The organism is Ruegeria arenilitoris (genome assembly GCF_013032445.1).
Lineage (GTDB): Bacteria > Pseudomonadota > Alphaproteobacteria > Rhodobacterales > Rhodobacteraceae > Ruegeria > Ruegeria arenilitoris_F.
Map to the genome: position 1 here is coordinate 272,964 of NZ_WQCA01000002.1, position 24,225 is coordinate 297,188.

A 24,225-nucleotide genomic window follows, 5' to 3' on the forward strand; every position below is an offset into this window, starting at 1 on the left:
GTCCGCCATGCGCTTAATTCTCTCAACCGCAACACTTTGTTTTCTTGCCTCAGTTGCCTCGGCAAAGGCAGATTGCGCCACGGATGCGCAGGTGGATCAATATGTGCAGGACTATCTGGCCAACGCACCCACGCCCGCCCTTTCTGCCGGTGGCAGCATGCAGGACGCGTTGTGCACCCAAACCAAGATTGTCGCTGCATTAGAGCCGCATATGGGTCCGGTCATCGGCTACAAGGCAGGCTTGACCAGCGCCCCCGCGCAGGAGCGTTTTGGCGCTTCTGAGCCGGTTCAGGGCGTCCTGTTCCGCGACATGATGCTGGAGGACGGAGCAACGGTGCTGATCCAATGGGGCGCTCGTCCCGTTTTCGAGGCCGATTTGATTCTGGTCGTCGGGGACGTGAACATCAATCAAGCCACGACACCCGCCGAGGTTATGCAGAACATCCAGGCCATCCACCCCTTCATCGAATTGCCCGACCTGACTCTGACTGAGGGCGAACCGATCACCCCGGTGACCCTGACCGCGATCGCGGTTGCGCCGAAACTGGGGGTGTTAGGTTCTGAAATTCAGGTATCTGATCCTGCGGCGATGACACAGGCGTTGGCAGATATGACCGTCATGCTCAGCGCCGCGGACGGGGAGGTTCTGGCACAAGCCCCCGGCGCGGCGGTTCTGGGGCATCCGGCGAACGCGGCCCTGTGGCTGATGTCCAAAGGGATCGAGTTCCAGCCCGGCGACCTGATCTCAGTCGGGTCCTTCGGGCCGCTTGTTCCGCCTGCCAAAGGCAAGGGCGGCGCATCCGCCACCTATGTCGGGTTGCCCGGTGATCCGACGGTCAGCGTGGTGTTCGAATAATCAGCGTCGCCCCTCACGCAGCCAACCGGCCAGCAGGAACCCTCCGGCCAGCACCAGGACAAGCCACGGCGGCAGCAACCCGGCCTGCGTGACGTCGCGCGTCTCATAGGCGTTGCGCGGGGTCAGACCGATCCAACCGCGCCCCGAGGCCGGACGCCCGGCTCGGACATTTCGGATCGACGGCAAGCCGTCCTCCAACCGGATTGCACCGCCACGCACCTCATCCAGTACGGGTTGCAGAACCTCGTTGGTGGCAATGGTGCGCTCAAATTCCTTCGGTGCCGCAGGGCCAAGTCCGATCACCGCCATATGTTCGCCCTCCTGCAGACGATAGAGCCCGATCTCTGGCCCAAAATACAGCGCCTCGAACCGCCCCGGAGACACCTCGTCCAGCGTGATCTCAAGCGTTTCGCCATTGGGGCGGGTAATGGTCACAGGCCCCGCCTGATCCTCAAGCGTCTGGCGGATGATGCGCATGAGCTGACCGTTGGCCTCGGCCCACAGGGCTTCTTCCTCCAACTCGGGCTCCTTCATCATCCAATGGGCCAGGCGGCGCAGCAGCTCCAATTGCGGGCCGCCGCCATCGAACCCCCGGCTCCAAAGCCACGCGTGGTCCGAGGCCAGCAGCGCCACGCGCCCTTCGCCTACACGGTCCAGCACCAATAAGGGGCGGTCATCCACGCCGGTCATCAGCAGCTCACCGGTGATTTGATTCACGTCGATCTGACGCAGCCACGCACCCCAATCCTCGGAATCGCCCAGATTGGTCGTCACCGGGTGGCGATGACCCAGATCGGTGACCATGGGCACAAAGCGTTCCTCGATCACCCGAGCGGTAGGTTGCGCCGGCAGGATCGACGCCAAAGGTGACCGAAAGATACTGTCGGCACTGGCAAAATCCGGCCCGGCGGCAATCAGCACAGCGCCACCGTCGTTGATATAGTTGGTGACGTTGTCCAGATAGATCGCAGGCAGGATGCCGCGCCGCTTGTAGCGGTCAAAGATGATCAGGTCGAAATCGTTGATCTTTTCCAGAAACAGCTCGCGCGTCGGGAAGGCGATCAGTGAGAGTTCGTCCACCGGCACGCCGTCCTGTTTCTCGGGCGGGCGCAGGATGGTGAAATGCACCAGATCGACCGAGCTGTCCGATTTCAGCAGGTTTCGCCATGTTCGGCCACCTGGGTGTGGTTCACCCGAAACCAGCAGCACCCGCAGCCGGTCACGCACGCCGTTCATCTGGATCAGGGCAGTGTTGTTGCGGTCGGTCAGCTCACCCTCGGCCTGCGGTACAGTGAACTGGATGACGTTGCGGCCACCATGGGGCAGCGTGATGGGCAGTTCGACATCTATGCCGATGGGGATGCTCAATTGCTCGGGCTCGGCCCCATCGACCGATAGCTCAAGCGGCGCGGTCACGGCCCCGGCGGGGGCGGCTCCGCTGTCCTCGATCCGCAGGGTCAGGGTCACGGGTTCACCGATGATGGCAAAGGCGGGAGCGTTGCGGACGATCAAACGGCGATCCCAGTCGCTGTCGCGCCCGGTTTGCAGCAGATGCAGCGGCGCGGGCAGCTCGGGCGCCTGATCGACGTCATGCACGATACCATCCGACACCACCAGAATACCCGCGATCCGGGCGCGCGGTTCCTCGGCCAGCGCTTCGTTCAGCGCGGCCATGACCTGCGTGCCTTCGTCGCCGTTACCGTCACCCACCTTGATCCGGCGCAGTTCGGTATTGTCGCGGGATTCGATTTCGGCGGCCAAATCCTCGGCCGCCCGCGCGGTTTGCTCGGCCCGATCCGAGAGGGTCTGGCTGGCGCTTTCATCCTCAATCATCAGCACGATGTCGGTCAACGGCGCGCGGTCTTCGACCTGATAGACCGGACCCGCCAGCGCAGCGATCACCACCAAGGCCGCCAGCCCACGCAAGGCCCAGCCGGACAGTCCGCGCCACAATGCCAATAGAACGCCAGCAATCGCAATCGCGGCAACAGCGGCCAGAACCGGCCACGGGATCAGCGGATCGAATATGACGGTTCCGGTCATTGTCCCAACCTGTCCAAAAGCGCAGGCACGTGGACCTGATCGGATTTATAGTTCCCGGTCAGCACATGCATCACCAGATTGACGCCAAAGCGATTGGCCAGCTCGCGCTGACGTTCGCCTGCATATCCACGCCCCACCGGCAGCAGCGCCTGCCCGTTGCGGTCCACCGCCCAGGCCGAAGCCCAGTCGTTGCCACCGATCACCACCGGGGTCACGTTGTCATTGAGATTTCGGAAAGGCATGCCTTCGATCTGTTCCGCATCCAGCGGCGCGGCCTCGACCCAGACCTCTGTGCCTGTATAGCGGCCCGGGAAATCCTGCAGCAGATAGAACGCGCGCGTAAGCACATGGTCGCGCGGAACAGGCTCTAACGAAGGGATATTCAGCGGACCGGCCAGTTGTTGCAGCTTGCGCCCATTGGGGCTGGCAGCACCAAACCGCGCCACGTCTGCATCCCGAGTGTCGAACAGGATCATCCCGCCCGAACGCAGATAGGCGTTCAGCTTGGCATATGCCTCGACCGACGGCTGCGGTTGATCCGGTGTAATTGGCCAGTAGAGCAACGGGAAGAATGCCAACTCATCGCGCTCCAGATCCACTCCGATAGGTTCCGCCGGTTCGACCGAGGTACGATAGAACAGCGTCTGCGCCAGTCCACGCATTCCCGCGCCTGCCACGTCATCGACTTGCGCATTGCCGGTCAGCACATGGGCCAGCACCAGTTCCTGCGTGGCGTTCAGCGCAAAGTCGGTCTCTTCCGGCGTCTGCGCCTGCGCCTCGGGCACCAGCAACACCGCGCCCAGCGCAACTGCCGCTGCTTTGGCCAGACCAAGGCGACCAGACAAAGCCAGCGAGGCGATGACGTCCAAGGTCAGCAACAACAGCGCAATGCTGAGCAGGATGCCCCCAATGGGTGTCTCGTTGTTCACCTCTTGCCCTTTGATCGGCACCTCCGAGGGCCAGGCTATCGGGTTCAGCACCGCATCTTCTGACAAGACATTCAAAGCCAGCTTTTCCTTGCCGCTTTCATACAGTCCGGGCTGCAAGTCCGGGCCGATTGTGCCCGAGATCAGGTCGGAGCCCTCAACACCCGCCAGATTGCCCGCATCCGACAGAGTGCCAAACCCGTCCATGACCTGTATCGGCTCCCACGTGGTTCCCTGCAACTGAGCCTCCTGCCGGGACTTGGCGGCCGAGGCGACGGCAAGACGATCCAGCATTTCAACGAACAAGCCAGACAGCGGCAGGCTGGACCATTCCGCATCCGCAGTCACGTGAAACAGCACCACCTGCCCCAGGCCCAGCGCCTTGCGCGTGACCAAGGGCGTGCCGTCCGACAGCGATGCAATCACCCGATCCGCCAGATTAGGGTCTGGTTGTGCCATGACCTGCGTGGTCACGGTGACATCACCCGGCACCTGCAACCCGTAGAAAGGCGAATTTTCCGGGAACGCTGCCAACCCCTTGGCCTCACCCCAACTCATCGCGCCACCAACTGATCGTCCACCACTGCGCAGGCGGACCGGCAACAGAGCATCTTCGGCATCACGGCCCAGATCGCTGGCGGCCATGCGCGGACCGGCAAAGCGCAGCAGCAGCCCGCCCTGTTCCACCCATTCGACCAGCGCAGCCTGTTCGCCCTCGGACATTTTGGCCACATCGGCCAGAACAATCACATCCGGGTTGGCGGGAAGAACCTCAAGCAACCCGCCTTCGACGAACTCCGCCGTGGGTTTCAGAACCTGCGTCAGGTAATGCAACGGCGAAAGCAGCTCCAGACCCTCGCGGTTCAGCGTTCCGGCGATCAGGGCAACCTCGCGCCGACGCAGGCTATCATCGGTCAGCGTGACTGCCCCGGCGGAACGCTGGCCCTGAATCTCGAACCGGGTGATCCGGGCGCGCAGTTCGGACGGCAGAGCCAGATCCACTTGCGCCAGAGTTTCTCCGCTGGGGAACTCCATTTCGACCGATTGTAGAACGCGCATTGCTCCCGCCGGATCGCGGCCTTGCGCCAGCACAGTGACGCGGTCGGCGAGTCCCGGCGCCGCGCGTTGGGCGGTCAGCTGGATCACACCGTCCTGATAGGCGGCAGGCAGGATCGCAACCACAGGCGCCGTGGATTGATACACCGTCACCGCGCCCCGCGCCTGCAACGCCGCCAGAACTCGGTCATGGCCGTCATAGGCCAGACGGTCACTGAACCAATGGGTGTCGAAGCCTCCATCCAATTGATCTAGCGCAGCCAGCGCCTGATCGAGCTGTGTTTCAGTGGGCTGCCACGGGGTCGGCGTCAGACCAGGCAGGCGTCCGCGCCATGCCTCAGCCGCCTGAAACACCGGCGCTTCGGGTTCGGTCAGGCGCAGGATGGCCACGGTGCGGCCCGCGCGCCCGGCCTCGGACAGTTGTACGTCGATCTGGTCCAGCGTTGAGGACCACCGCGTTGCCCCTGCCCAGCTGGCATCCAGTACCAGTAGCAGAGGCCCCGTCCCAGTCTCATCCCGTGACGGGTTCAGGACCGGTCCGGCCAGCCCGATGATGATCGCCGCCGCCGCCAGCATCCGCAACAGCATCAGCCACCACGGGGTGCGGTCCGAAACGCTTTCGTCGTCCTTCAGCCCCAGCAGCAGCGTCACCGCCGGGAACAGGCGGCGGATCGGTGCGGGTGGTACCGCGCGCAGGATCAGCCACAGGATCGGCAGAGTCAGCAGACCCAGCAGCACCCATGGGGCGGTAAAGCCGATGCCCGCCAGAACCGTCATCGCGTTCCCCCATCAAGCGCCCGATAAAGCCACAACAGAGCCGCTTGCGCGCTGTCACCGGTATGGTGCAGACCCAATTGCCAGCCCGTCGCGCGGCAGAGTTGCGTCAGCGCGTCCTTGCGTTTCGCAAGACGCTCCAGATAGCGGTCGCGCAGGTCCCCGGCCTTGAGGGTTTCATGCCGGACCGAACCGCCAACGCTTTCGAAAATTGTCCGGCCGCGATAGGGAAAAGTCTCTTCGCCCGGATCGAGAACCTGCAGCAAAACGCCCCGCACACCGCGATCGGCGGCTTTTGTCAGGGCCAGTTCGACCTCGTCCAGAGGTCCAAGGAAATCGGAAATGAACACGGCGCGGGCATGCGGGATCATCGCGCGATGTTCGGGCGGAGTATAATCAGTGTCGGAATCCTCGGACCAAGCCTGTGCCAGGCGGATGACCTGCGCATTGCCGCGCCGGGGTGGCAGGGTGGTGCCGGTCAGGCCGACCCGCTCGCCGCCGCGCACCAACAGGATTGCCGTGGACAGGCCCAGTAGCCGGGCGCGGTCGGCTTTGGAGGGCAAAGACTTCTCAGACGCAAACCGCATCGACGCGCCTTGATCGACCCAAAGCATGACCGATTGCGCGATCTGCCATTCGCGTTCGCGCACAAACTGCTGATCCCCACGCGCGGAACGCCGATGGTCAATCATCCGGCGACTGTCACCGATCTGCGCCGGGCGGTATTGCCAGAAATCATCGCCAAGCCCGGAACGTCTGCGCCCGTGATCGCCCAGCAGCACGGTTCCGGCCAGATGTTCGGCCCGCGCCAACAGGGGCGGCAGCCGGGACGCCTCGGCCTCGGATCTTTCGCGAAGGGTCAGCGCGGCATTCACGCCGCAGCCTCAGTGCGGATCAGACCGGCCGCGGTCGAGTCGATCAGATCGGCCAGACTGTCACCGCGTGCCCGCGCTGCAAAGTTCAGCGCCATCCGGTGGCTGAGCACCGGGCGCGCCATGTCCAGCACATCCTCGGCATTGGGCGCCAGCCGTCCCTGCAGCATGGCCCGCGCCCGTACTGTCATCATCAAAGCCTGTGCCGCGCGGGGGCCGGGGCCCCAAGCCACGGTTTCGGCGACGCGCTCGGACACGCCCGCCTCTTCAGGACGGAAAGCGCGGACCAGATCGAGGATCAGTTCAACCACCGACTCCCCTACCGGCATCCGGCGCAGCAGGACCTGAGCGGCCAGCAATTCCTCTTTGGTGAAAATCTCGTGCGCGTCATCCTCTTCGACCCCCGTGGTCGCCAACAGGATATCGCGCTCGGTCTGACGATCCGGGTAGTCCACGTCGATCTGCACCAGAAAGCGGTCCAACTGCGCCTCGGGCAGCGGATAGGTGCCCTCTTGCTCAATCGGGTTTTGCGTGGCGAGAACGTGGAAGGGTTCACCCAACGATCGATCTTCGCCCGCCACGGTCACGGTGCGTTCCTGCATCGCCTGCAGCAGCGCCGATTGCGTTCTCGGGCTGGCACGGTTGATCTCATCCGCCATCAACAGCTGACAGAAGATCGGGCCGGAAATGAACCGGAAATGGCGGCTGCCGTCATCGGCGGTGTCCAGAACCTCGGACCCCAGAATATCGGCAGGCATCAGGTCGGGCGTGAACTGGATACGGTTGCCATGCAGGCCCATGACCGTCGATAGCGTCTCGACCAGACGCGTCTTGCCCAGACCCGGCAAACCGATCAACAACGCGTGACCACCACACAGCAACGCGGTCAGGGTCAGATCCACAACCCTTTCCTGCCCGATAAAGCGACGGGTGATCGAGGATTTGGCCTCTTGCAGCTTGTTTTCCAGCGCTTCGATCTCGGCTACGAGGTCGGCAGGTTCGGTCATGACTTTCCCTTCCGTGGACTATTATGATTGAAGTGTATCGCGCTGAGAGGAAATGGCAAAAGCAATGAGCGGACAAAAACCTGTGACACCTTCGCCTGATGGCCTGGCTGCATCAGTCAAAGCGGCCAAAACCAAGGGTTTGCCCCCCGTTCACCTGTGGAATCCTCCGTTTTGCGGCGATCTGGACATCCGGATCGCAAAAGATGGCACATGGAGTTACTTGGGGTCACCCATCAAAAGGTTCGAGCTTGTGAAGCTATTTTCCTCAATTCTTAAGAAAGAAGACGGGAAATACTATCTGGTGACCCCGGTCGAAAAGGTGGGAATCATCGTCGAGGATGCGCCCTTTGTGGCCGTCGATCTCGATGTCGAAGGCGAAGGCAAGGCCCAAAACCTGAGCTTTACCACCCATGTCGGCGACACCGCGGTGGCGGGACCGGACCATCCGATCCGTATTGTCATTGATTCAGAAACAGATGAACCATCGCCCTACATATTGGTTCGCGCAAACCTTGAGGCGCGGATCGACCGCAAGAGTTTCTATCGCCTAGTGGACATCGCCGAACACAATGGCAATTGGTTCGGCGTCTGGTCCGGCGGGCAGTTTTTCCCCTTGATCAAGTCCGAAGACCTGCCGGATTAAGCGGGGTTTGCGACCTTCCGGTCCTGCGCCAGCACAACCGCCATTGCCACGATCCCCGCGCCCAGCGCGCGGGTCCAGTTCCACTCTTCCCCCAGCACCAGCATGATCAGCATCACGTAAAACGGCGCGATGTTGATGTGGAACGAGGCCAGCGCCACGCCCAGCCGCCCGACGGAAGAGATGAACAGCACCTGGCTCACACCCATCGCCACCAGCGCGTAGATACCAAGCATGCCGATCTGTTGAACATCGATAGGCGCGGTGGGCATGACCTCCATCCCCAATTGTCCGGCCACGAAGAACAGCAGCAACGCCACAACCAACCCACCCGCAAAGGTAATGGTGCTGCGCCCGGTCTGGCTGAGCTCGGGAAAGTCCCGCGCGGTTGCCATACAGGCCCAGCAGAACAACCCCGTGGACACGATGGCACAGGCCGCCCCCATCCCCAATTGGGCCGGAGCCACGGCGCTGGTGGCAATCAGACCGCCAATGATCGAAACGATCACGCCAAGGGCAAAGTTCCACCGCAACCGCCGCGTTCCCGTTGCCAGTTCGATCAGGGTTGCAAACAAAGGCGCGCAGGACGCGATGATCGCCACGGTCACTGGGTCAGTCATCTTTTGCGCCAGAATGATCAGGAACATCCCCGCACCCAGCATTCCGCCAACAAACAACGCATGTCCCCAGCGCGCCCGCAGCACACGGTTTGATCCGTCGATCAGCAGCCAGATCGGCAGCATGACTGCCACCGCAAGTGCCAGCCGTGCGGCAAACAACGCGACCGGAGGCCAGCTCTGCAGCAGCACCTCAGCCGCCGGAAACCCTGCTGCCCATGTCAGCATCGAGGCTACGGCCAAGCCGTTGCCAGACAAGGCGGAATTACCGCCACCAGACACAGAGAGAGTGTTCCCGCGCACGGGATCAGGGCTCATTGCCATGGGGTTCATACCTTCTGTTGGCACGGCGCCGATAAAATGATTCGCCGTATTCTTCGGAACGTCTCTGATTTGCGCGGGGCGTTCTGGCCGATTTTCGACAATCTGTCGTTTTCAGTCCCTTTTACCGAAAACTCGGCGCAGTTATGGTCCCGTGACCAACTGCACTGAGGCCATTCATGCCCAAATTCGCCGCCAACATTTCACTGCTTTTTGCAGAGCTTCCCTATCTGGAACGATTTCAGGCGGCGGCCGAGGCCGGCTTTCAAGCCGTCGAAATTCTGTTCCCCTATGAGTTGGCCGCCAAGGAGACCCACCGCGCCCTGCTGGCCAACGGGCTTGAACTGGTGCTGATCAACGCACCACCGCCCAATTACACCGGGGGTGAGCCCGGTTATGCAGCCGTTCCGGACGGTGAGGCGCGGTTCCAATCCGATATCCACCGCGTGATGCGCTATGCCGATATCCTTAGTCCGGGGCTGATCCACATCATGTCAGGCTATGCCTCCGGGCCGGATGCGTTAGAGAGTTTCGTGCGCAACCTGCAATGGGCCGCCGATTTTGCACCGCAGCAGCAGTTCACAATCGAGCCGCTCAACCCGGTGTCACAACCCGGCTATTTCCTGAATGACTATAATCTGGCAGCGCAGGTGCTGGACCGGGTGGACCGCCCCAATATCGGTCTGCAATTTGACAGTTTCCACGCCCATATGATCCACGGCGATGCACAGGCGATTTGGGATCGCTTTCACCCTCGGGTCGTCCACGCCCAGATTGGGGCTGCCCCGGATCGCTGCGAACCGGGACTGGGGCCAACAGATTTCGGTCGGTTGTTCACCACCATGGACGCCGCAGGCTATGCCGGTTGGGTCAGCGCCGAATACACGCCCTCAACGCCCCGAACTCCTGACAGTCTCGGATGGATGCGGGTCTAGCTCTGGCATTTTGACGGAAAATACAGCACATCAGGGGCATCTCGACCCTCAGGATGCCCACAATGATCTCTGCCCGCTATGCCCGCGCCTTATTCAGCCTGATCATGTCCGGCCTGATGTCCTGCATCGTGACCGGCATCGCAACGGTAAAGGCCATCGGCTTTGGCCCGAGCACCCTTGGTGACTGGATGGCCTCCTGGGCCTTTTGCTGGCCCATTGCCTTCACGGTAATCCTGCTTCTTGGCCCATCCGTGCAGCGGTTGGTGAACCGCATGGTCAGTCCACAGGACTGACCCTCTGCGAAGAGGGCCCGCCGGGCCTGATGAGCAGCGCGCGCCCGAATTGCCGGTCAGTGCGCCTCGGCCCAGTTAGCTCCCTGCCCGGCATCCACGCTCAGCTTTACGTCCAGCTTCACCGCCGGGTCGGATGCGCCTTCCATCACGTCGCGCGCCACGTCAATCACCTGATCCACCGCGTCCTCGGCCACTTCGAACAGCAATTCGTCATGCACCTGCAGCAACATCTTGGCGGGCAGCCCGTTGATTGCATCCGGCATCCTCACCATAGCGCGCCGGATCACATCCGCCGCCGTGCCCTGAATCGGCGCGTTAATCGCCGCCCGACGCGAGAAGCCAGCGTGCGGGCCTTTGGCATTGATCTCGGGTGTATGAATTTTGCGCCCGAAAAGGGTCTGAACATAGCCATGCTCTTTGGCGAAGGCGACAGTGTCATCCATGTACTTCCGAATACCCGGAAAGCGTTCGAAATAGCGATCGATGAACCCCTGCGCCTCGGCCCGCGGAATGCGCAGGTTTCGCGCCAGACCAAAGCCTGAGATGCCATAAATCACACCAAAGTTGATCGCCTTGGCCTGACGTCGGATATCCGGCGTCATCTCGTCCAGCGGCACATCAAACATCTCAGACGCCGTCATCGCGTGAATGTCCAACCCATCCGCAAAGGCCTGTTTCAGGGCCGGAATATCGGCGATGTGGGCCAGAATCCGTAGCTCAATCTGGCTATAGTCGAGGCTGACCATCACGTTGCCCGGCTCGGCAATGAACGCCTCACGAATGCGTCGCCCTTCCTCTGTTCGCACCGGGATGTTCTGCAGGTTCGGATCGGTTGAGGCCAGACGGCCGGTGTTCGCCCCGGTGATCGAGTAGGACGTATGCACCCGGCCCGTATCCGGGTTGATATGGGTCTGCAATGCATCCGTGTAGGTCGATTTCAACTTGGAGAGCTGCCGCCAGTCCAACACCCGGCGCGGCAGTTCATGCTCGGTCGCGAGGTCCTCAAGAATATCGGCCCCGGTAGAGTATTTCCCGGTCTTGCCCTTCTTGCCGCCCTCAAGCCCCATCTTGTCGAACAGGATCTCACCCAGTTGTGCAGGCGAGCCCACGTTGAAATTCTCACCCGCCAATTCGTGGATTTCAGCCTCTAATCCGGCCATTTTCTGCGCAAAGGCGTTCGACATGCGGCTCAGAACATCGCGGTCGACCTTGATGCCATGCATCTCCATCTCGGCCAGAACCGGCACCAGTGGGCGTTCAAGCGTTTCATAGACCGTTGTCACCTGAACCTGATGCAGTTGCGGTTTGAACAGCTTCCACAGGCGCAAGGTGATATCCGCATCCTCAGCGGCATAGGCGGTGGCCTCGTCAATCGGCACCTTGTCAAAGGTGATCGCCGACTTGCCCGAGCCCAGCAGCGGTTTGATCGGGATCGGCGTGTGACTCAGATATCGTTCGGACAGCGTATCCATGCCATGACCGTGTTCACCGCCATGCATGGCGTAGGACATCAGCATCGTGTCGTCGATCGGGGCGACAACGACACCGTAGCGCTTAAATATCTTGGCGTCGTATTTCATGTTCTGCCCGATTTTCAGGATCGACGGATCCTCGAGCATCGGTTTCAGCAGGGTCAGAGCCTCATCCAGCGGCATCTGCCCTTCGGCCAGCGCATCCGAGCCGAACAGGTCATCAGCCGCGCCATCGCGGTGAGTCAGCGGGATATAGCAAGCCTCGCTCGCCTCAACACACAGGGAAATGCCCACCAGATCAGCGATCATTTCGTTCAGGCCGGTGGTTTCGGTATCCACCGCAACCCAACCGCGCTCATAGGTCTGATCGATCCATTTCCGCAGAGCGCCCGCATCGCGCACACATTCGTATTTCGTCGCATCGAATGGCAGCGCTTCGGCCTCCTCGACCTCAGCAACCGGCGCGGGTGCATCGGCAATGACCGGGGCCTCGGCCCCCAGCTTGTCAGCGATGCGTTTTGTGAGAGTGCGGAACTCCATCTCGGCCAGGAACCCCAGCAGGATCTCGGCATCGGGGTCCTTCACCTCAAGATCATCCAGCGTGAAGTCCAGCGGCGTCTGCTCGTCCAATTGCACCAGCTTCTTCGACAGTTCGATCTGGTTGCGTTTCTCGATCAGGGTCTGACGGCGTTTGGGTTGTTTGATCTCTTCCGCGCGGTCCAGCAGGGTTTCGAGGTCACCATATTCATTGATCAGCAGCGCTGCAGTCTTGATCCCGATACCCGGCGCTCCCGGTACGTTATCCACGCTATCCCCGGCCAACGCCTGCACATCCACCACACGGTCAGGACCCACGCCGAACTTCTCGAACACGCCATCGGTATCGATGCGCTTGTTCTTCATCGCGTCCAGCATTTCCACACCGCCGCCGACCAGTTGCATCAGGTCTTTGTCAGAACTGACGATGGTCACACGCCCCCCCGCCTCACGGGCTTGCACGGCCAGCGTGGCAATGATGTCGTCGGCCTCGTAGCCCTCAAGCTCTTTGCAGGCGATGTTAAATGCTTTGGTCGCCTCACGGGTCAGCGGCATCTGCGGGCGCAGATCTTCGGGCATCGCCTCGCGGTTGGCCTTGTAGAGGTCATACAGATCATTGCGGAATGTGTGCGACCCTTTGTCGAAAATCACCGCCACGTGGGTCGGGGCGTCGGGCCCTGCGTTTCCTTCAACATATTTCTGCAGCATGTTGCAGAACCCGGACACTGCGCCGATCGGCAGCCCGTCCGACTTGCGCGTCAGTGGCGGCAGCGCGTGATAGGCCCTGAAAATAAAGGCCGATCCGTCGATCAGATGCAGATGACACCCTTTTCCGAAACTGCTCATGCCTTTGCTCCCTTCGCCGCTTGTTGGTCTGTCCTGCCATGGAATGCGTGCAGATACCAGTCGCAGTACGATGAGTCGCCAAGGGAAAAACTCAGATAGATTGTATCACAGTGCGCCGTGCAGTCGGTTGGCTGCGGTCAGGGGTAGAATTCGCACCATCCGGTGTGAATCCAGCCACGAAATTTCGACTCAACATTGTTAATCGCGCCATTTTCGACATAGCACCATTTACCGTCGCATGCTCGGATATAGGCGGCGTCGCCATTCCTCAGACTGCCAATTTGTTGATACGAGGAACCAGGCCCGGTTCGGAGTGCCAGAAACCCGTCGCCATTCGGATTAAGCCCTTTGACGAGGCAACCGGTATCGGTGATCGCCGGTCCGGTGGGTTTTACAATCTGCTGAGACAGAGCAGCGCCTGCGGTCAAAAGGGAGAACACCACTGTCAGAAAAATCTTCATTCCAAACTCCTGAAAACTGATCACATCAAAAAATATGCGTCAGTTTATAGACCGAGTTTGGCTTTGCGTCCAACAGCGCCCTTTCAGGGGCCACCATCCCAGTCTTACAGGACTTCGAATTCCCTGCCCTTCAGAACATATTTGCAATCGCAATAGGGGCACTCGACCCAGCCGGTATCCTCGGGGATTTGTAGCCAGACGCGCGGATGACCCAATGCGCCTTCGCCGCCATCACAGGCAACACGGGCGGTTTCCACGATCTTGGTTTCCGGCGCTTCGATTGTCACGGCTTGCGATCCTTCTTCGGTTGTCGGCCTCGCGGGCATGTACTAGGTGCGTTTATGAGCGATGAGCAAACCGGGGGCAAGAGCCACATGAGCGATGCGGCAATCAGGATCGAAGGACTGCGCAAGACCTATCGCGGCGGCAAGGGGCAGCCCGAGAAACAGGCATTGAAGGGCATTGATCTGACTGTCCCGCGCGGGTCTGTCTTTGGCCTGTTGGGGCCGAACGGGGCCGGGAAATCGACCCTGATCAATATCCTTGCCGGGCTGGTGGTGAAATCCGCCGGCAACGTGTCGATCTGGGGATTCAATCAGGACCAGAACCCACGCTCGTCCCGCGCCGCGATCGGCGTGATGCCGCAAGAGCTGAACCTAGACCCGTTCTTTACCCCTCGGGGCGCGTTGGAGGTTCAGGCCGGGCTTTATGGTGTGCCAAAAGCCCAGCGCCGCAGCGATGAGATTCTCGAACTGGTTGGCCTCAGCGACAAGGCCGAGGCCTATGCCCGCACGCTGTCCGGCGGTATGCGGCGGCGATTGCTGTTGGCAAAGGCGTTAGTGCATCATCCCAAGATTCTGGTGCTGGACGAGCCCACGGCGGGCGTGGATATCGAGCTGCGGCAGATGCTCTGGAGCAATGTGCGCAAGCTGAACGAACAGGGCATGACCATCATCCTGACCACCCACTACCTGGAAGAAGCACAAGAGATGTGTGACGAGATCGCCATCATCAACCACGGTGAAAAGATCGCGCAGGACAGCACCGCCAACCTGCTGGGCCGCATGGACAGCCGCACTATGGTCATCGTCCCAGACAGCCCGGTTGTTGACTTGCCCGCAACCGACGGGGTCGAAGCGACCCTACGCGACGATGGCAGCCTCGTGCTGCAATATAGCAGCGCCCTGACCAGTGCCGAACAGGTTCTGGAATCCGTCCGCGCCGCCAGCATCCGCATCCGCGATGTTCGCACAGAAGAAGCCGACCTTGAGGATGTGTTCCTTGCGCTCACGTCCTCTCGTGCGGATGAACCGGTCGATGATCAGGATCAGCCACGCAGTGGGATGCACCGGGTCAAGCTTTAGGCCCGGTCGATCCGCGCATGGTAGCAGTTGTTCAACGCCGAGCGGATATGGATATAAGCGACATCTGCGCGGGCGAAGATGTCCTCTGCAGATTGGTGCAAGTTGGCCTGCGGTGTGATGATCCCGGTGCCATATACGATCCGGTCATCCGTCCCATATCCCTTGATCAGATAGTTGGGCGACGCAGTCAGCGCTTCGGGTAATTCCGCTTGGTTCTCATAGCGCTGGCAAGACTCTGAGCAAAGGTAAATTGGCCCTGTTTGGGCAAATGGCTGCGTCTCGGGGAAGGGGCGATGCGCCAGCACCAGCATCTCTTTGCCTTCAGGTATATAGGTCAGGCAGTGGCGACAGGGGTTCCCCTGACCATTCGATATGGCCCGTTCGGGCGGGTTACCGTAACCATCCGGCGCGCCGTTTCGATAGGCCTCAACCTGGTCGGTAGGGAGGGCGGATATTCTGTGCATGATATGTCTCCTTCTCTGCCTGGAACGTGCCTGCCCAACCACGTTCTGGCGACCCGGTTCCTGCGCAATGACGCAAAGGACTCGGAAAAAGAACAAAACGTGAATATAATATGGAATCGCCATGTATGCCGAACTGTCGATCACGTCGAACTTCACCTTCCTCACCGGGGCCTCTCACCCCGAGGAGTACATGGAGCGTGCCGTCACCCTGAGCGTACCCGCCATCGCGATCGCCGATGACAACTCGGTCGCCGGGATCGTCCGCGCCCACACCCAAGGGCGCGAGATCGCCCGCAAGGTGCGCGAACGGCTGGCGTGGGAGGCGCAGAATACATCCATCGGCCCGCCCTGCCCCGATCACATTCCCAAACCGCCGTCCTATCCGATCCACGCGGTGCCCCGCCTGATCCCGGCGGCGCGGCTGATATTCACCGATGCGCCCACCGTCACCGCCCTGCCCCTGAACCGACAGGGCTGGGCCAACCTGTGCCGCATCCTCTCTGCAGGTCGCCTGCGGGCCGAGAAAGGTGACTGCATCCTGCACCTGTCCGACCTGCTCGAATTCTCCGACGGCCTCCACTTGCTGCTCTGGCCACAAGCGACGCGCTCTCTGGGCGGCGCGGAGGCATGGCGGACACAGGCGCAACAGCTGACGCGCCGCTTTGCCGGGCGGATGCATCTGTTGATGCACCCCCGGTACGATGGCGCGGATACTGCGTATTTCTCTTTATTAGAGACTGAATCACAGCAGCTCGGCATCCCAACTCTCGCCAGCGCCACGCCGCTGATGCATCACGGCGCTCGCCGCAAGCTGGCCGATGTGGTGACCGCCATTCGCCTGCGGCGCAAGGTGGATGATCTGGGCCGAGACGCGCTGGCCAATGGTGAACAACGTCTGCGGTCCGAGGGTGAGATGCTGCGCATTTTCAAAGGCCATGAGGGTACCGTCGCCCGCGCCCATGCGCTCAGTGAGCAACTCACATTCTCACTCGACGAATTGCGCTATGAATATCCCAGCGAGGGCAGTGAGCAGGAAACCCCGACCGAACGCCTGCATCGCCTGGCCCATGAGGGGCTGAAATGGCGCTATCCGGCGGGCGCATCAGAAAAGGCAAAAAAGATGCTGGCGCATGAGCTCACCCTGATCGGCAAATTGAAATACGAACCCTATTTCCTGACCGTCCGCGACATCGTCCATTTCGCCCGGTCCCGCAGCATCCTCTGTCAGGGGCGCGGTTCAGCGGCCAATTCGGTGGTCTGTTTCTGCCTCGGCATCACCGAGGTCAGCCCCGAGATGGGCACCATGGTTTTTGAGCGCTTTGTCTCCGAGGCGCGCGATGAACCGCCTGACATAGACGTCGACTTCGAACACGAACGCCGCGAAGAGGTGATCCAGCACATCTATGACCGCTATGGTCGCCACCGCGCCGGTCTCTGCGCTACCGTCATCCACTATCGCGGCAAGCGCGCCATCCGCGAGGTCGGCCGCGCCATGGGCTTGACCGAAGACACGATCTCGGCGCTCTCTTCACAGCTCTGGGGGTTCTTTTCGGCCGCCGGGCTCGAAGCCCAACGCATGCGCGAGATTGGCCTCGACCCCGAGGATCGGCGACTAAAACAGACTCTAATGCTGGTCTATGAGATCAACGGTTTCCCCCGCCACCTATCGCAACATGTGGGCGGCTTCATCATCACCGAGGGGCGGCTGGACGAACTTGTCCCCATCGAAAACGCCACGATGGAGGACCGCACGGTCATCTGCTGGGACAAGGACGACATCGACAGTCTGGGCATCCTCAAGGTCGATGTCCTCAGCCTCGGGATGCTCACCTGCATCCGCAAGGCGTTCGATCTGATCACCCAGCACCACCAGACCGGCTATACGCTGGCCACCCTGCCGCCCGAGGACCCCACGGTCTATGACATGCTCTGCAAGGCCGACAGTATCGGCGTGTTTCAGGTAGAATCACGTGCGCAGATGAACTTTCTGCCCCGGATGCGACCACGCAATTTCTACGATCTGGTCATTGAGGTCGCCATCATCCGCCCCGGCCCCATTCAGGGCGACATGGTCCACCCCTATATCCGCCGCCGGAATGGCGAGGAGGAGGCCAGCTTCCCTTCGGACGAATTGGGTGAGGTGCTGGGCAAAACGCTGGGCGTACCGCTGTTTCAGGAACAGGCGATGCAGATCGCCATTGTCGGTGCGGGATTTACTCCGGAGCAGGCCGACCGGTTAAGGCGGTCTCTGGCGACGTTCAAGAAACACGGCAATGTCAGCGAATTCCGCGCGCTGTTCCTGCGCGGCATGAAGCGCAACGGCTATGAGGATGATTTTGCCGAGCGATGTTTCTCACAAATCGAAGGCTTCGGCTCTTACGGTTTCCCCGAAAGCCACGCGGCCAGCTTTGCACTGCTGGTCTATGCCTCGGCCTGGATCAAATGCCACCACCCGGGGATTTTTGCCTGCGCGCTGCTGAATTCACAGCCGATGGGGTTCTATGCGCCCGCCCAGATCGTGCGCGATGCGCGCGAACACGGGGTTCAGGTGCGCCCGGTCTGCATCAATGCCAGCTTCTGGGACAATGTGATGGAGCCCGACGGCCATGGCGGGCTGGCCCTGCGGCTGGGCTTTCGCCAGATCAAGGGGCTGAGCGAGGAAGATGCCAGCTGGCTCACCGCCGCGCGCGGCAATGGCTACCATCAGGTCGACGATGTCTGGCGCCGTGCAGGCCTTGGCCCCTCGGTGATCGAACGGCTGGCCGAGGCCGATGCCTTTGCCGCCTGCGACCTGACCCGGCGCGAAGCACTGTGGCAGGCCAAGGCGATTGCGACCGCCAAACCGCTGCCGCTGTTCTCGCAGGATCTGGAGGGCGAGGCGCTGGATGAACCCGAGGCCTATCTGCCGCAGATGACACTGGGCGAGCAGGTGGTTGAGGATTATGTCGCCACCCGCCTCAGCCTGAAGGCGCATCCGGTGGCTTTGATACGGCATCTGCTGACACCGGAGCCGCGCGACAAAACCACCTCTGTCGCTTGACGCCTCAACCAGATATTGGCCCCCAACAGAGTCGAATTCGGTGCTTTCATGACCAGACCAACCCTGCCGCCGCGCTTTCCGGCCACGCCGGACCAGATCAACGCACAGGTCCGCGCCTTTTATGCCCGCGTACGCGAGGACGAGGTACTGGGCCCCGTTTTCAACACCCATGTCACCGACTGGCCCGCGCATGAGGAAAAGATCGCCGCCTTCTGGCGCAACGCCATCCTGTATGAGCGCAGCTATGACGGTAATCCGCAGCGGGTTCATATCGAACGGCCCGACGTGAAACCCGAATTCTTCGCCCATTGGCTGGACCTGTTCGAAGAGGTTGCCTCCGAAACCCTGCCGCCGGAAACGGCCACCCCGTGGGTCGCTCTGGCCCGGCGCATTGGGGTGGGCATGAAGGCCGGTGTGCAATCCGCCCGCCAACCCAAGGACGCGCCGCCGATCCTGCGTTGATCTCACAACATGGCGGCTTTGCCATGTTAGCGGTAAATTAGGGGCTATGCGGGCCGACGAAATGGGTTTACTCAGGGGCAAGACAGCCCCTTTGCGCTGCGCCGGCATAGTGCCACCACACCGATACATCCCCCGAGGCCGATCTATGAGCACTCAAAACACCACCCTTAGGGGCCTTGGCTTTGCGTTTGCGGGCTTTGCTATCTTTGCCAGCCATGATGCGTTGATCAAAGTGCTGGGCAGCACCTATTCGGTGATGCAGATCATCTTTTTCGCCACGCTGTTTTCCTTTGTGCCGATGGCGGTGACGATCCTGACCGACCGGACCACTGGGAATTTCCTGCCGCACCACCCGTGGCTCGTCCTGATCCGCTCTGCTTTGCTGGTCACCTCGATGGTCTGCGCCTTTTACGCCTTCTCGGTTTTGCCGCTGGCCGAGGTCTATTCACTGCTGTTTGCCTTTCCCCTGTTCGTCACAGTCCTGTCGATCCCCATATTGGGGGAAATCGTGCGCGCCCAACGCTGGGCCGCCGTCTTCGTTGGCCTGATCGGCGTGCTGATCGTCCTGCGTCCCGGAGCAACGGACATCACCCTTGGCCACCTGGCCGCCCTGACTGCAGCGTTTTGCAGCGCGTTAGGCTCTGTTTTGGTACGAAAGATCGGCAATGAGGAACGCTCGGCGGTGCTGATCCTCTATCCAATGCTGCTGGCCATTGTGGTGATGAGCCTTGCGCAGCCCGCCGTCTATCTGCCGCCTTCACTGCTGCATCTGGCGATGATGGCGCTGGTAGGTGTGTTCTCGGTGATCGCGCAGCACTTGATCATTCTGGCCTACCGCGCCGCGCCTGCCGGGGTCGTGGCCCCCAGCCAATACAGCCAGATCATCTGGGCTACGTTGTTCGGCATGATCTTCTTTGGCGAGCGCCCGGACGGCTGGGTCGCCGTCGGGGCCAGCATCATCATCGCATCAGGCGTGTTCGTGGTCTGGCGCGAGAGCCGGGCGAACACGTCGTCGGCGAATACTCCGGTTCTTAGGGTGCGGTCTCCGCGGTCGGATACAGGGGCCTCGCGCCCCGGAAAATAAGAAACGGCGCGCCAGACAGCGCGCCGTTCAGGAATACCCTTGGCTCAGAGGCTTAATAGATCACAACCGAGCGGATGCTCTCGCCCTTGTGCATCAGGTCAAACCCGTGGTTGATGTCGTCCAGACCCATGGTGTGGGTGATCATCGGGTCGATCTCGATCTTGCCGTCCATGTACCAGTCGACGATCTTGGGCACGTCGGTCCGACCGCGCGCGCCGCCGAAGGCAGTCCCGCGCCATGAACGACCGGTAACAAGTTGGAATGGGCGGGTCGAGATCTCGGCCCCTGCAGGTGCTACGCCGATGATGATCGACTCACCCCAGCCCTTATGGGCCGATTCCAGCGCGTCGCGCATCACGCCGACATTGCCGGTGGCGTCGAATGTGTAGTCTGCGCCGCCCTTGGTCAGGTTAACCAGATAGGGAACCAGATCACCTTCGACCTCTTTGGGGTTCACGAAATCGGTCATGCCGAATTTCGTGGCCATTTCCACTTTGGACGGGTTCAGGTCAACGCCCACGATCTGATCGGCCCCGGCCAGACGCAGGCCCTGGATCACGTTCAGGCCGATACCGCCCAGACCGAACACGATGGCACGGCTGCCGATTTCCACCTTGGCAGTGTTGATCACCGCGCCGATACCGGTGGTCACGCCGCAACCGATATAGCAGATCTTGTCAAACGGCGCGTCCTCACGCACCTTTGCCAGCGCGATTTCCGGCAGAACGGTGTGGTTCGAGAAGGTCGAACAGCCCATGTAGTGCAGGATCGGGTCGCCATCCAGCGTCGAGAACCGGGATGTCCCGTCGGGCATCAAACCCTTACCCTGCGTCTCGCGGATCGCCTGACACAGGTTGGTTTTGGGGTGCAGACAGTATTCACACTCGCGACATTCAGGTGTGTAGAGTGGGATCACGTGGTCGCCCGGCTTCAGGCTGGTCACGCCCGGACCAACCTCGACCACGACGCCCGCACCTTCATGGCCAAGAATGGCCGGAAACAGGCCCTCGGGGTCGGCGCCCGACAGGGTGAATTCATCGGTATGGCAGATACCGGTGGCCTTGATTTCCACCAGAACCTCGCCCGCCTTGGGGCCTTCGAGGTTCACATCCATCACTTCCAAAGGTTTGCCCGCCTGAACGGCGACGGCGGCACGGGTACGCATGGTGCTTGTCTCCCTGTCTTCTTTGACCCGACCCTGCGTCAAATACAGGGTATTTTCAACTGCGCTTTCATGGCAGGTTAGCTAAATGTTTGATATTGCAGAAACGACATTGTCACGATGAGGACCGCCAATGCACCGATTTTTTCCGATCCTGATCCTTCTGGCAGCTTGTGCGGACACCAGCATTCCCCAGGACGTTGCCGCCACTTCGGGAAACGCTGCGGTGGATCTGGCCTTTTGCAAGGGCGAGCCTTTTGCTGATGCAGTTGGCCAGTCTGTGTCGACCATTCAAGCCGATCTTCCGGAACGGTCGCGCGTTCTGGGCCCGGATGACATCGCCACGCAGGATTATCGCATCGATCGGCTAAATGTTTACGTGAACGGAGCGGGGACCATTCAGCGCCTGACCTGCGGGTAAGCGTGGACTCGGCAGATGATTCTGCGATAAGAACAAAATGGGAACATTTTGATGTCTGCCGATGCCCAAACGCCGAATACTCTCACTGTGGTTCCCCCGTCTGGGGGCTGAACGGCTGGTCCGCGCTGCGCGGGGCCTGCAGGATGGGCCTTTGGCCGTGGTGGCTGAACAGTCGAACATGCAGGTGATCACCTCGCTGAACGCCGAGGCCCACGCCGCCGGTCTGCGCGTCGGTCAGCCGGTGCGCGACGCCCATGCCATGTGTGCGGCACTGGTAACGCGCCCCCGCAACGCCCCGGCCGAGGCTGCATTCCTGACCGCTTTGCGCCGCTGGGCGGGCAAGTTCAGCCCATGGGTAGCTGAGGAGGCTCCGGACGGGTTGATCGTCGACCTGTCCGGCTGCGCGCATCTGTTCGGGGGCGAACAGGCGCTGCTGAGCGTCCTTGAAACCGACTGCGCCGATATGGGCCTCAGCGTGCAGATGGGCATCGCCGACACGCTGGGCGCGGCCTGGGCCTTGGCGCGCTATGCGGGGCAAGAGGCCACGTCCGACCGCAATGGTGACGCCATCAGCCAAGAGGCGCGCGCCACTCGCGCCCGGGCGGGCAAACGGCGGCACTGGACCAAAGGCGGAGTTGCGCCGCAGGTAATGGCCTTGGGCGGCGGCGCACGCATTGCGGCACCGGGGCAATCCTATGGCGCGCTCAGCCCCCTGCCCATCGCGGCGCTGCGGCTGGAGGATCAGGTGGTTGCGCAATTGAACCGTCTGGGTCTGCGCCGGATCGGGGACCTGCTGGGCCAACCGCGTGCGTCATTGGCGCGACGGTTCGGGCGCGGGCTGGTGCTGCGGCTGGATCAGGCCATGGGCAGCGCGCCCGAGCCGGTTTCCCCCGCCCGCCCGCCGCATCATTTCGCGGTGCGCATGACGCTACCCAACCCGATCGGCCTGACCGAAGACGTGATGGCCGCCATCGACCGGGTGCTGCCGACGCTCTGCACCAAGCTGGAAGAGAAAGGTCGCGGCGTCCGCACCCTGCGGCTTGAGGCGCATCGCGCCGATCAGGCGGCTGAGATCATAGAGGTCGGGCTGGCCCGCCCAACCCATGACAAACACCGCATTCGCCCTTTGTTAGAGATGAAAATTGATCAGATCGACGCGGGCTATGGCATCGACATGCTGCGGCTTGAGGCGGTTCAGACCGAACCCATCCACGCTCGCACCATGGCCGGCCATGCCGAGGCCCGTCAGGTGGCGCGCAACCGCCTTGAAGGCAATACCGCCGTGGACGACCTGATCGGCAAGCTGGGTGCGCGGGTCGGCTTGGAGGCGATCACACGGCGCCACCCGGCGGCCTCTCACATCCCCGAAAAGACCGCGCAAACGCTGGCCGCCGCATGGTCGGAACCCGCGCGCGACTGGCCGGTCCCGCCCCGTCCGCGCCCCTTGCATATGTGGCAACCCGAGCCGGTGATGGCCCCGGAAACGCCGGATGTTCCAACCGCCTTTCGCTGGCGCGGGCGCGACTGGCAACTGGCGCAGGCCACCGGCCCGGAACGGATCGCCCCGGAATGGTGGCTGGACGACCCCAACTGGCGCAGCGGTGTACGCGATTACTGGGTGGTGGTGACCGAACAGGGTGAACGGCTGTGGCTGTTCTACGGCCATGGCGGCACCCTGTCGGCGGGCTGGTTCTGTCAGGGACAGTTTGGCTGAATTGACCTGATTAGAGTCTATTTTCCACGATATACCAGCCAATCCGGAAGGTAATCCAACAACCTGATTACCCAGGAAAACGGGGCCGGAAAATCGGCGCGGAAGCGGCGGCGTGACATCGCCTTCACCACCCGCTCTGCCGCGTCCTCGGGGCTCATCAACATCGGCATCCTGAAGCTATTTTTCTCGGTCAGACGGGTTTTGATGAAACCCGGATTGACGATCCGCACCGTTACCCCTGTACCCACCAGATCGAACCGCATGGTCTCGGCCAGCGAGATCAGCGCCGCCTTACTGCCCGCATATCCCACTGCCGCTGGCAAGCCGCGATACCCGGACAAGGATCCGATGAGCGTGATATCCCCCCGGCCCGCACGGACGAATCTGCGCACCGTTTCCCCCAGAACCCGCAACGCGCCGGTGTAGTTCACGTCGGTCATTGCCAACACGGCCTCGGTATCCCAATCGGCCGAGCGCATCGGTTCGTAGGCTCCGGCGTTATAGACCAGCCCGTCTACCTCTCCGGCCTCAACCGCGGCACGGCGCACGGAATCCAGATCGGTCACATCACACGGCACGGCTTGCGCATTGGGGAGGATGGCGCAGATTTCGGCAAGACGGTCAATATTGCGCGCGGACAGGATCAGATGCGCGCCTTGGCGGCTCAGCACCTCAGCCAGCGCCCGGCCCAGACCCTCGCTGGCACCAATGATCCAATAGGTTTTTCCGTCAAAACTGCTCATGCGCCCATTCCAGTTGAGTCTCATCTGTTACGGACAGGGCTAGAGGTCGGATCACTTCACCAGACGTCACGACATAGTGCGTTTCAGAAAAACTTCTAATCCGATTGATCCACCT

General features: G+C 61.5%; 21 protein-coding genes. 10 read left to right on the forward strand and 11 right to left on the reverse strand.

The window, feature by feature from the left end:
* Positions 1 to 7: 7 nt before the first annotated feature.
* A complete protein-coding gene (locus GOW98_RS03730; RefSeq protein ID WP_170329724.1) occupies positions 8 to 856 on the forward strand; it encodes a 2-keto-4-pentenoate hydratase in 849 nt (282 codons plus the stop codon).
* Here the strand turns inward: GOW98_RS03730 and GOW98_RS03735 are convergent, their stop codons facing one another.
* Genes GOW98_RS03735 through GOW98_RS03750 form a run of 4 tightly spaced genes read right to left on the reverse strand, consistent with a single transcriptional unit; the run spans position 857 to position 7,534 of the window.
* A complete protein-coding gene (locus tag GOW98_RS03735; RefSeq protein ID WP_170329725.1) occupies positions 857 to 2,899 on the reverse strand; it encodes a hypothetical protein in 2,043 nt (680 codons plus the stop codon).
* Positions 2,896 to 5,658: a DUF4159 domain-containing protein gene (locus GOW98_RS03740; RefSeq protein ID WP_170329726.1), complete on the reverse strand. Its 2,763-nt coding sequence runs from the start codon at positions 5,656 to 5,658 to the stop codon at positions 2,896 to 2,898. The genes GOW98_RS03735 and GOW98_RS03740 overlap by 4 nt, the downstream gene beginning before the upstream one ends.
* On the reverse strand, positions 5,655 to 6,530 hold the full coding sequence (locus GOW98_RS03745) for a DUF58 domain-containing protein (protein WP_170329727.1): 876 nt from the start codon (positions 6,528 to 6,530) through the stop codon (positions 5,655 to 5,657). The genes GOW98_RS03740 and GOW98_RS03745 overlap by 4 nt, the downstream gene beginning before the upstream one ends.
* Complete coding sequence (locus GOW98_RS03750) at positions 6,527 to 7,534, reverse strand: AAA family ATPase (protein WP_170329728.1); 1,008 nt, start codon at positions 7,532 to 7,534, stop codon at positions 6,527 to 6,529. The genes GOW98_RS03745 and GOW98_RS03750 overlap by 4 nt, the downstream gene beginning before the upstream one ends.
* 64 nt (positions 7,535 to 7,598) lie before the next feature.
* On the opposite strand from GOW98_RS03750, the gene GOW98_RS03755 reads away from it, so the two are divergent.
* Positions 7,599 to 8,177, forward strand: a complete 579-nt coding sequence (locus tag GOW98_RS03755; protein ID WP_170329729.1) for a DUF1285 domain-containing protein — start codon at positions 7,599 to 7,601, stop codon at positions 8,175 to 8,177.
* Here the strand turns inward: GOW98_RS03755 and GOW98_RS03760 are convergent.
* Positions 8,174 to 9,139 carry a DMT family transporter gene (locus tag GOW98_RS03760; RefSeq protein ID WP_367646798.1) on the reverse strand — a complete coding sequence of 322 codons (966 nt, stop codon included), beginning with the start codon at positions 9,137 to 9,139 and terminating at the stop codon, positions 8,174 to 8,176. The two genes, GOW98_RS03755 and GOW98_RS03760, sit on opposite strands and share 4 nt — an antisense overlap.
* Before the next feature lie 152 nt (positions 9,140 to 9,291).
* Here GOW98_RS03760 and GOW98_RS03765 point away from each other — a divergent pair, with 152 nt between their 5' ends.
* Entirely contained in the window at positions 9,292 to 10,047 is a 756-nt protein-coding gene (locus GOW98_RS03765) for a hydroxypyruvate isomerase family protein (RefSeq protein WP_170329730.1), read from the forward strand.
* A 62-nt stretch (positions 10,048 to 10,109) separates the two neighbouring features.
* Complete coding sequence (locus GOW98_RS03770; RefSeq protein WP_170329731.1) at positions 10,110 to 10,340, forward strand: DUF2798 domain-containing protein; 231 nt, start codon at positions 10,110 to 10,112, stop codon at positions 10,338 to 10,340.
* Positions 10,341 to 10,396: 56 nt separating this feature from the next.
* Here GOW98_RS03770 and polA read toward each other — a convergent pair whose 3' ends face one another.
* The 3 genes from polA to GOW98_RS03785 form a co-directional block, all read right to left on the reverse strand.
* Positions 10,397 to 13,195, reverse strand: a complete 2,799-nt coding sequence (gene polA, locus GOW98_RS03775; RefSeq protein ID WP_170329732.1) for a DNA polymerase I — start codon at positions 13,193 to 13,195, stop codon at positions 10,397 to 10,399.
* A gap of 137 nt (positions 13,196 to 13,332) precedes the next feature.
* Positions 13,333 to 13,656 carry an SH3 domain-containing protein gene (locus tag GOW98_RS03780; protein WP_170329733.1) on the reverse strand — a complete coding sequence of 108 codons (324 nt, stop codon included), beginning with the start codon at positions 13,654 to 13,656 and terminating at the stop codon, positions 13,333 to 13,335.
* Positions 13,657 to 13,760: 104 nt separating this feature from the next.
* Complete coding sequence (locus tag GOW98_RS03785; RefSeq protein ID WP_170329734.1) at positions 13,761 to 13,943, reverse strand: zinc-finger domain-containing protein; 183 nt, start codon at positions 13,941 to 13,943, stop codon at positions 13,761 to 13,763.
* A gap of 87 nt (positions 13,944 to 14,030) precedes the next feature.
* Between GOW98_RS03785 and GOW98_RS03790 the strand changes: the two genes are divergently transcribed.
* Positions 14,031 to 15,020: an ABC transporter ATP-binding protein gene (locus GOW98_RS03790; RefSeq protein WP_170329855.1), complete on the forward strand. Its 990-nt coding sequence runs from the start codon at positions 14,031 to 14,033 to the stop codon at positions 15,018 to 15,020.
* Here the strand turns inward: GOW98_RS03790 and GOW98_RS03795 are convergent.
* Positions 15,017 to 15,484: a DUF1203 domain-containing protein gene (locus GOW98_RS03795; RefSeq protein WP_170329735.1), complete on the reverse strand. Its 468-nt coding sequence runs from the start codon at positions 15,482 to 15,484 to the stop codon at positions 15,017 to 15,019. The two genes, GOW98_RS03790 and GOW98_RS03795, sit on opposite strands and share 4 nt — an antisense overlap.
* A 121-nt stretch (positions 15,485 to 15,605) precedes the next feature.
* Here GOW98_RS03795 and GOW98_RS03800 point away from each other — a divergent pair, with 121 nt between their 5' ends.
* The 3 genes from GOW98_RS03800 to GOW98_RS03810 all read left to right on the forward strand — a co-directional run bounded on the left by GOW98_RS03800 (position 15,606) and on the right by GOW98_RS03810 (position 20,070).
* Positions 15,606 to 18,524, forward strand: coding sequence for an error-prone DNA polymerase (locus GOW98_RS03800; RefSeq protein ID WP_170329736.1), 2,919 nt, complete (start codon positions 15,606 to 15,608; stop codon positions 18,522 to 18,524).
* Between the two features lie 48 nt (positions 18,525 to 18,572).
* Positions 18,573 to 18,986, forward strand: coding sequence for a group III truncated hemoglobin (locus GOW98_RS03805; protein WP_170329737.1), 414 nt, complete (start codon positions 18,573 to 18,575; stop codon positions 18,984 to 18,986).
* 145 nt (positions 18,987 to 19,131) lie between these two features.
* Positions 19,132 to 20,070, forward strand: a complete 939-nt coding sequence (locus GOW98_RS03810; protein ID WP_170329738.1) for a DMT family transporter — start codon at positions 19,132 to 19,134, stop codon at positions 20,068 to 20,070.
* 52 nt (positions 20,071 to 20,122) lie between these two features.
* Here the strand turns inward: GOW98_RS03810 and GOW98_RS03815 are convergent, their stop codons facing one another.
* Positions 20,123 to 21,235, reverse strand: a complete 1,113-nt coding sequence (locus GOW98_RS03815; RefSeq protein WP_170329739.1) for an S-(hydroxymethyl)glutathione dehydrogenase/class III alcohol dehydrogenase — start codon at positions 21,233 to 21,235, stop codon at positions 20,123 to 20,125.
* A 130-nt stretch (positions 21,236 to 21,365) separates the two neighbouring features.
* Here GOW98_RS03815 and GOW98_RS03820 point away from each other — a divergent pair, with 130 nt between their 5' ends.
* Positions 21,366 to 21,653: an I78 family peptidase inhibitor gene (locus GOW98_RS03820; protein WP_170329740.1), complete on the forward strand. Its 288-nt coding sequence runs from the start codon at positions 21,366 to 21,368 to the stop codon at positions 21,651 to 21,653.
* Positions 21,654 to 21,714: 61 nt separating this feature from the next.
* Entirely contained in the window at positions 21,715 to 23,367 is a 1,653-nt protein-coding gene (locus GOW98_RS03825; protein ID WP_170329741.1) for a DUF6504 family protein, read from the forward strand.
* A gap of 17 nt (positions 23,368 to 23,384) precedes the next feature.
* Here GOW98_RS03825 and GOW98_RS03830 read toward each other — a convergent pair whose 3' ends face one another.
* Positions 23,385 to 24,110: an SDR family NAD(P)-dependent oxidoreductase gene (locus tag GOW98_RS03830; protein WP_170329742.1), complete on the reverse strand. Its 726-nt coding sequence runs from the start codon at positions 24,108 to 24,110 to the stop codon at positions 23,385 to 23,387.
* Positions 24,111 to 24,225: the final 115 nt, after the last annotated feature.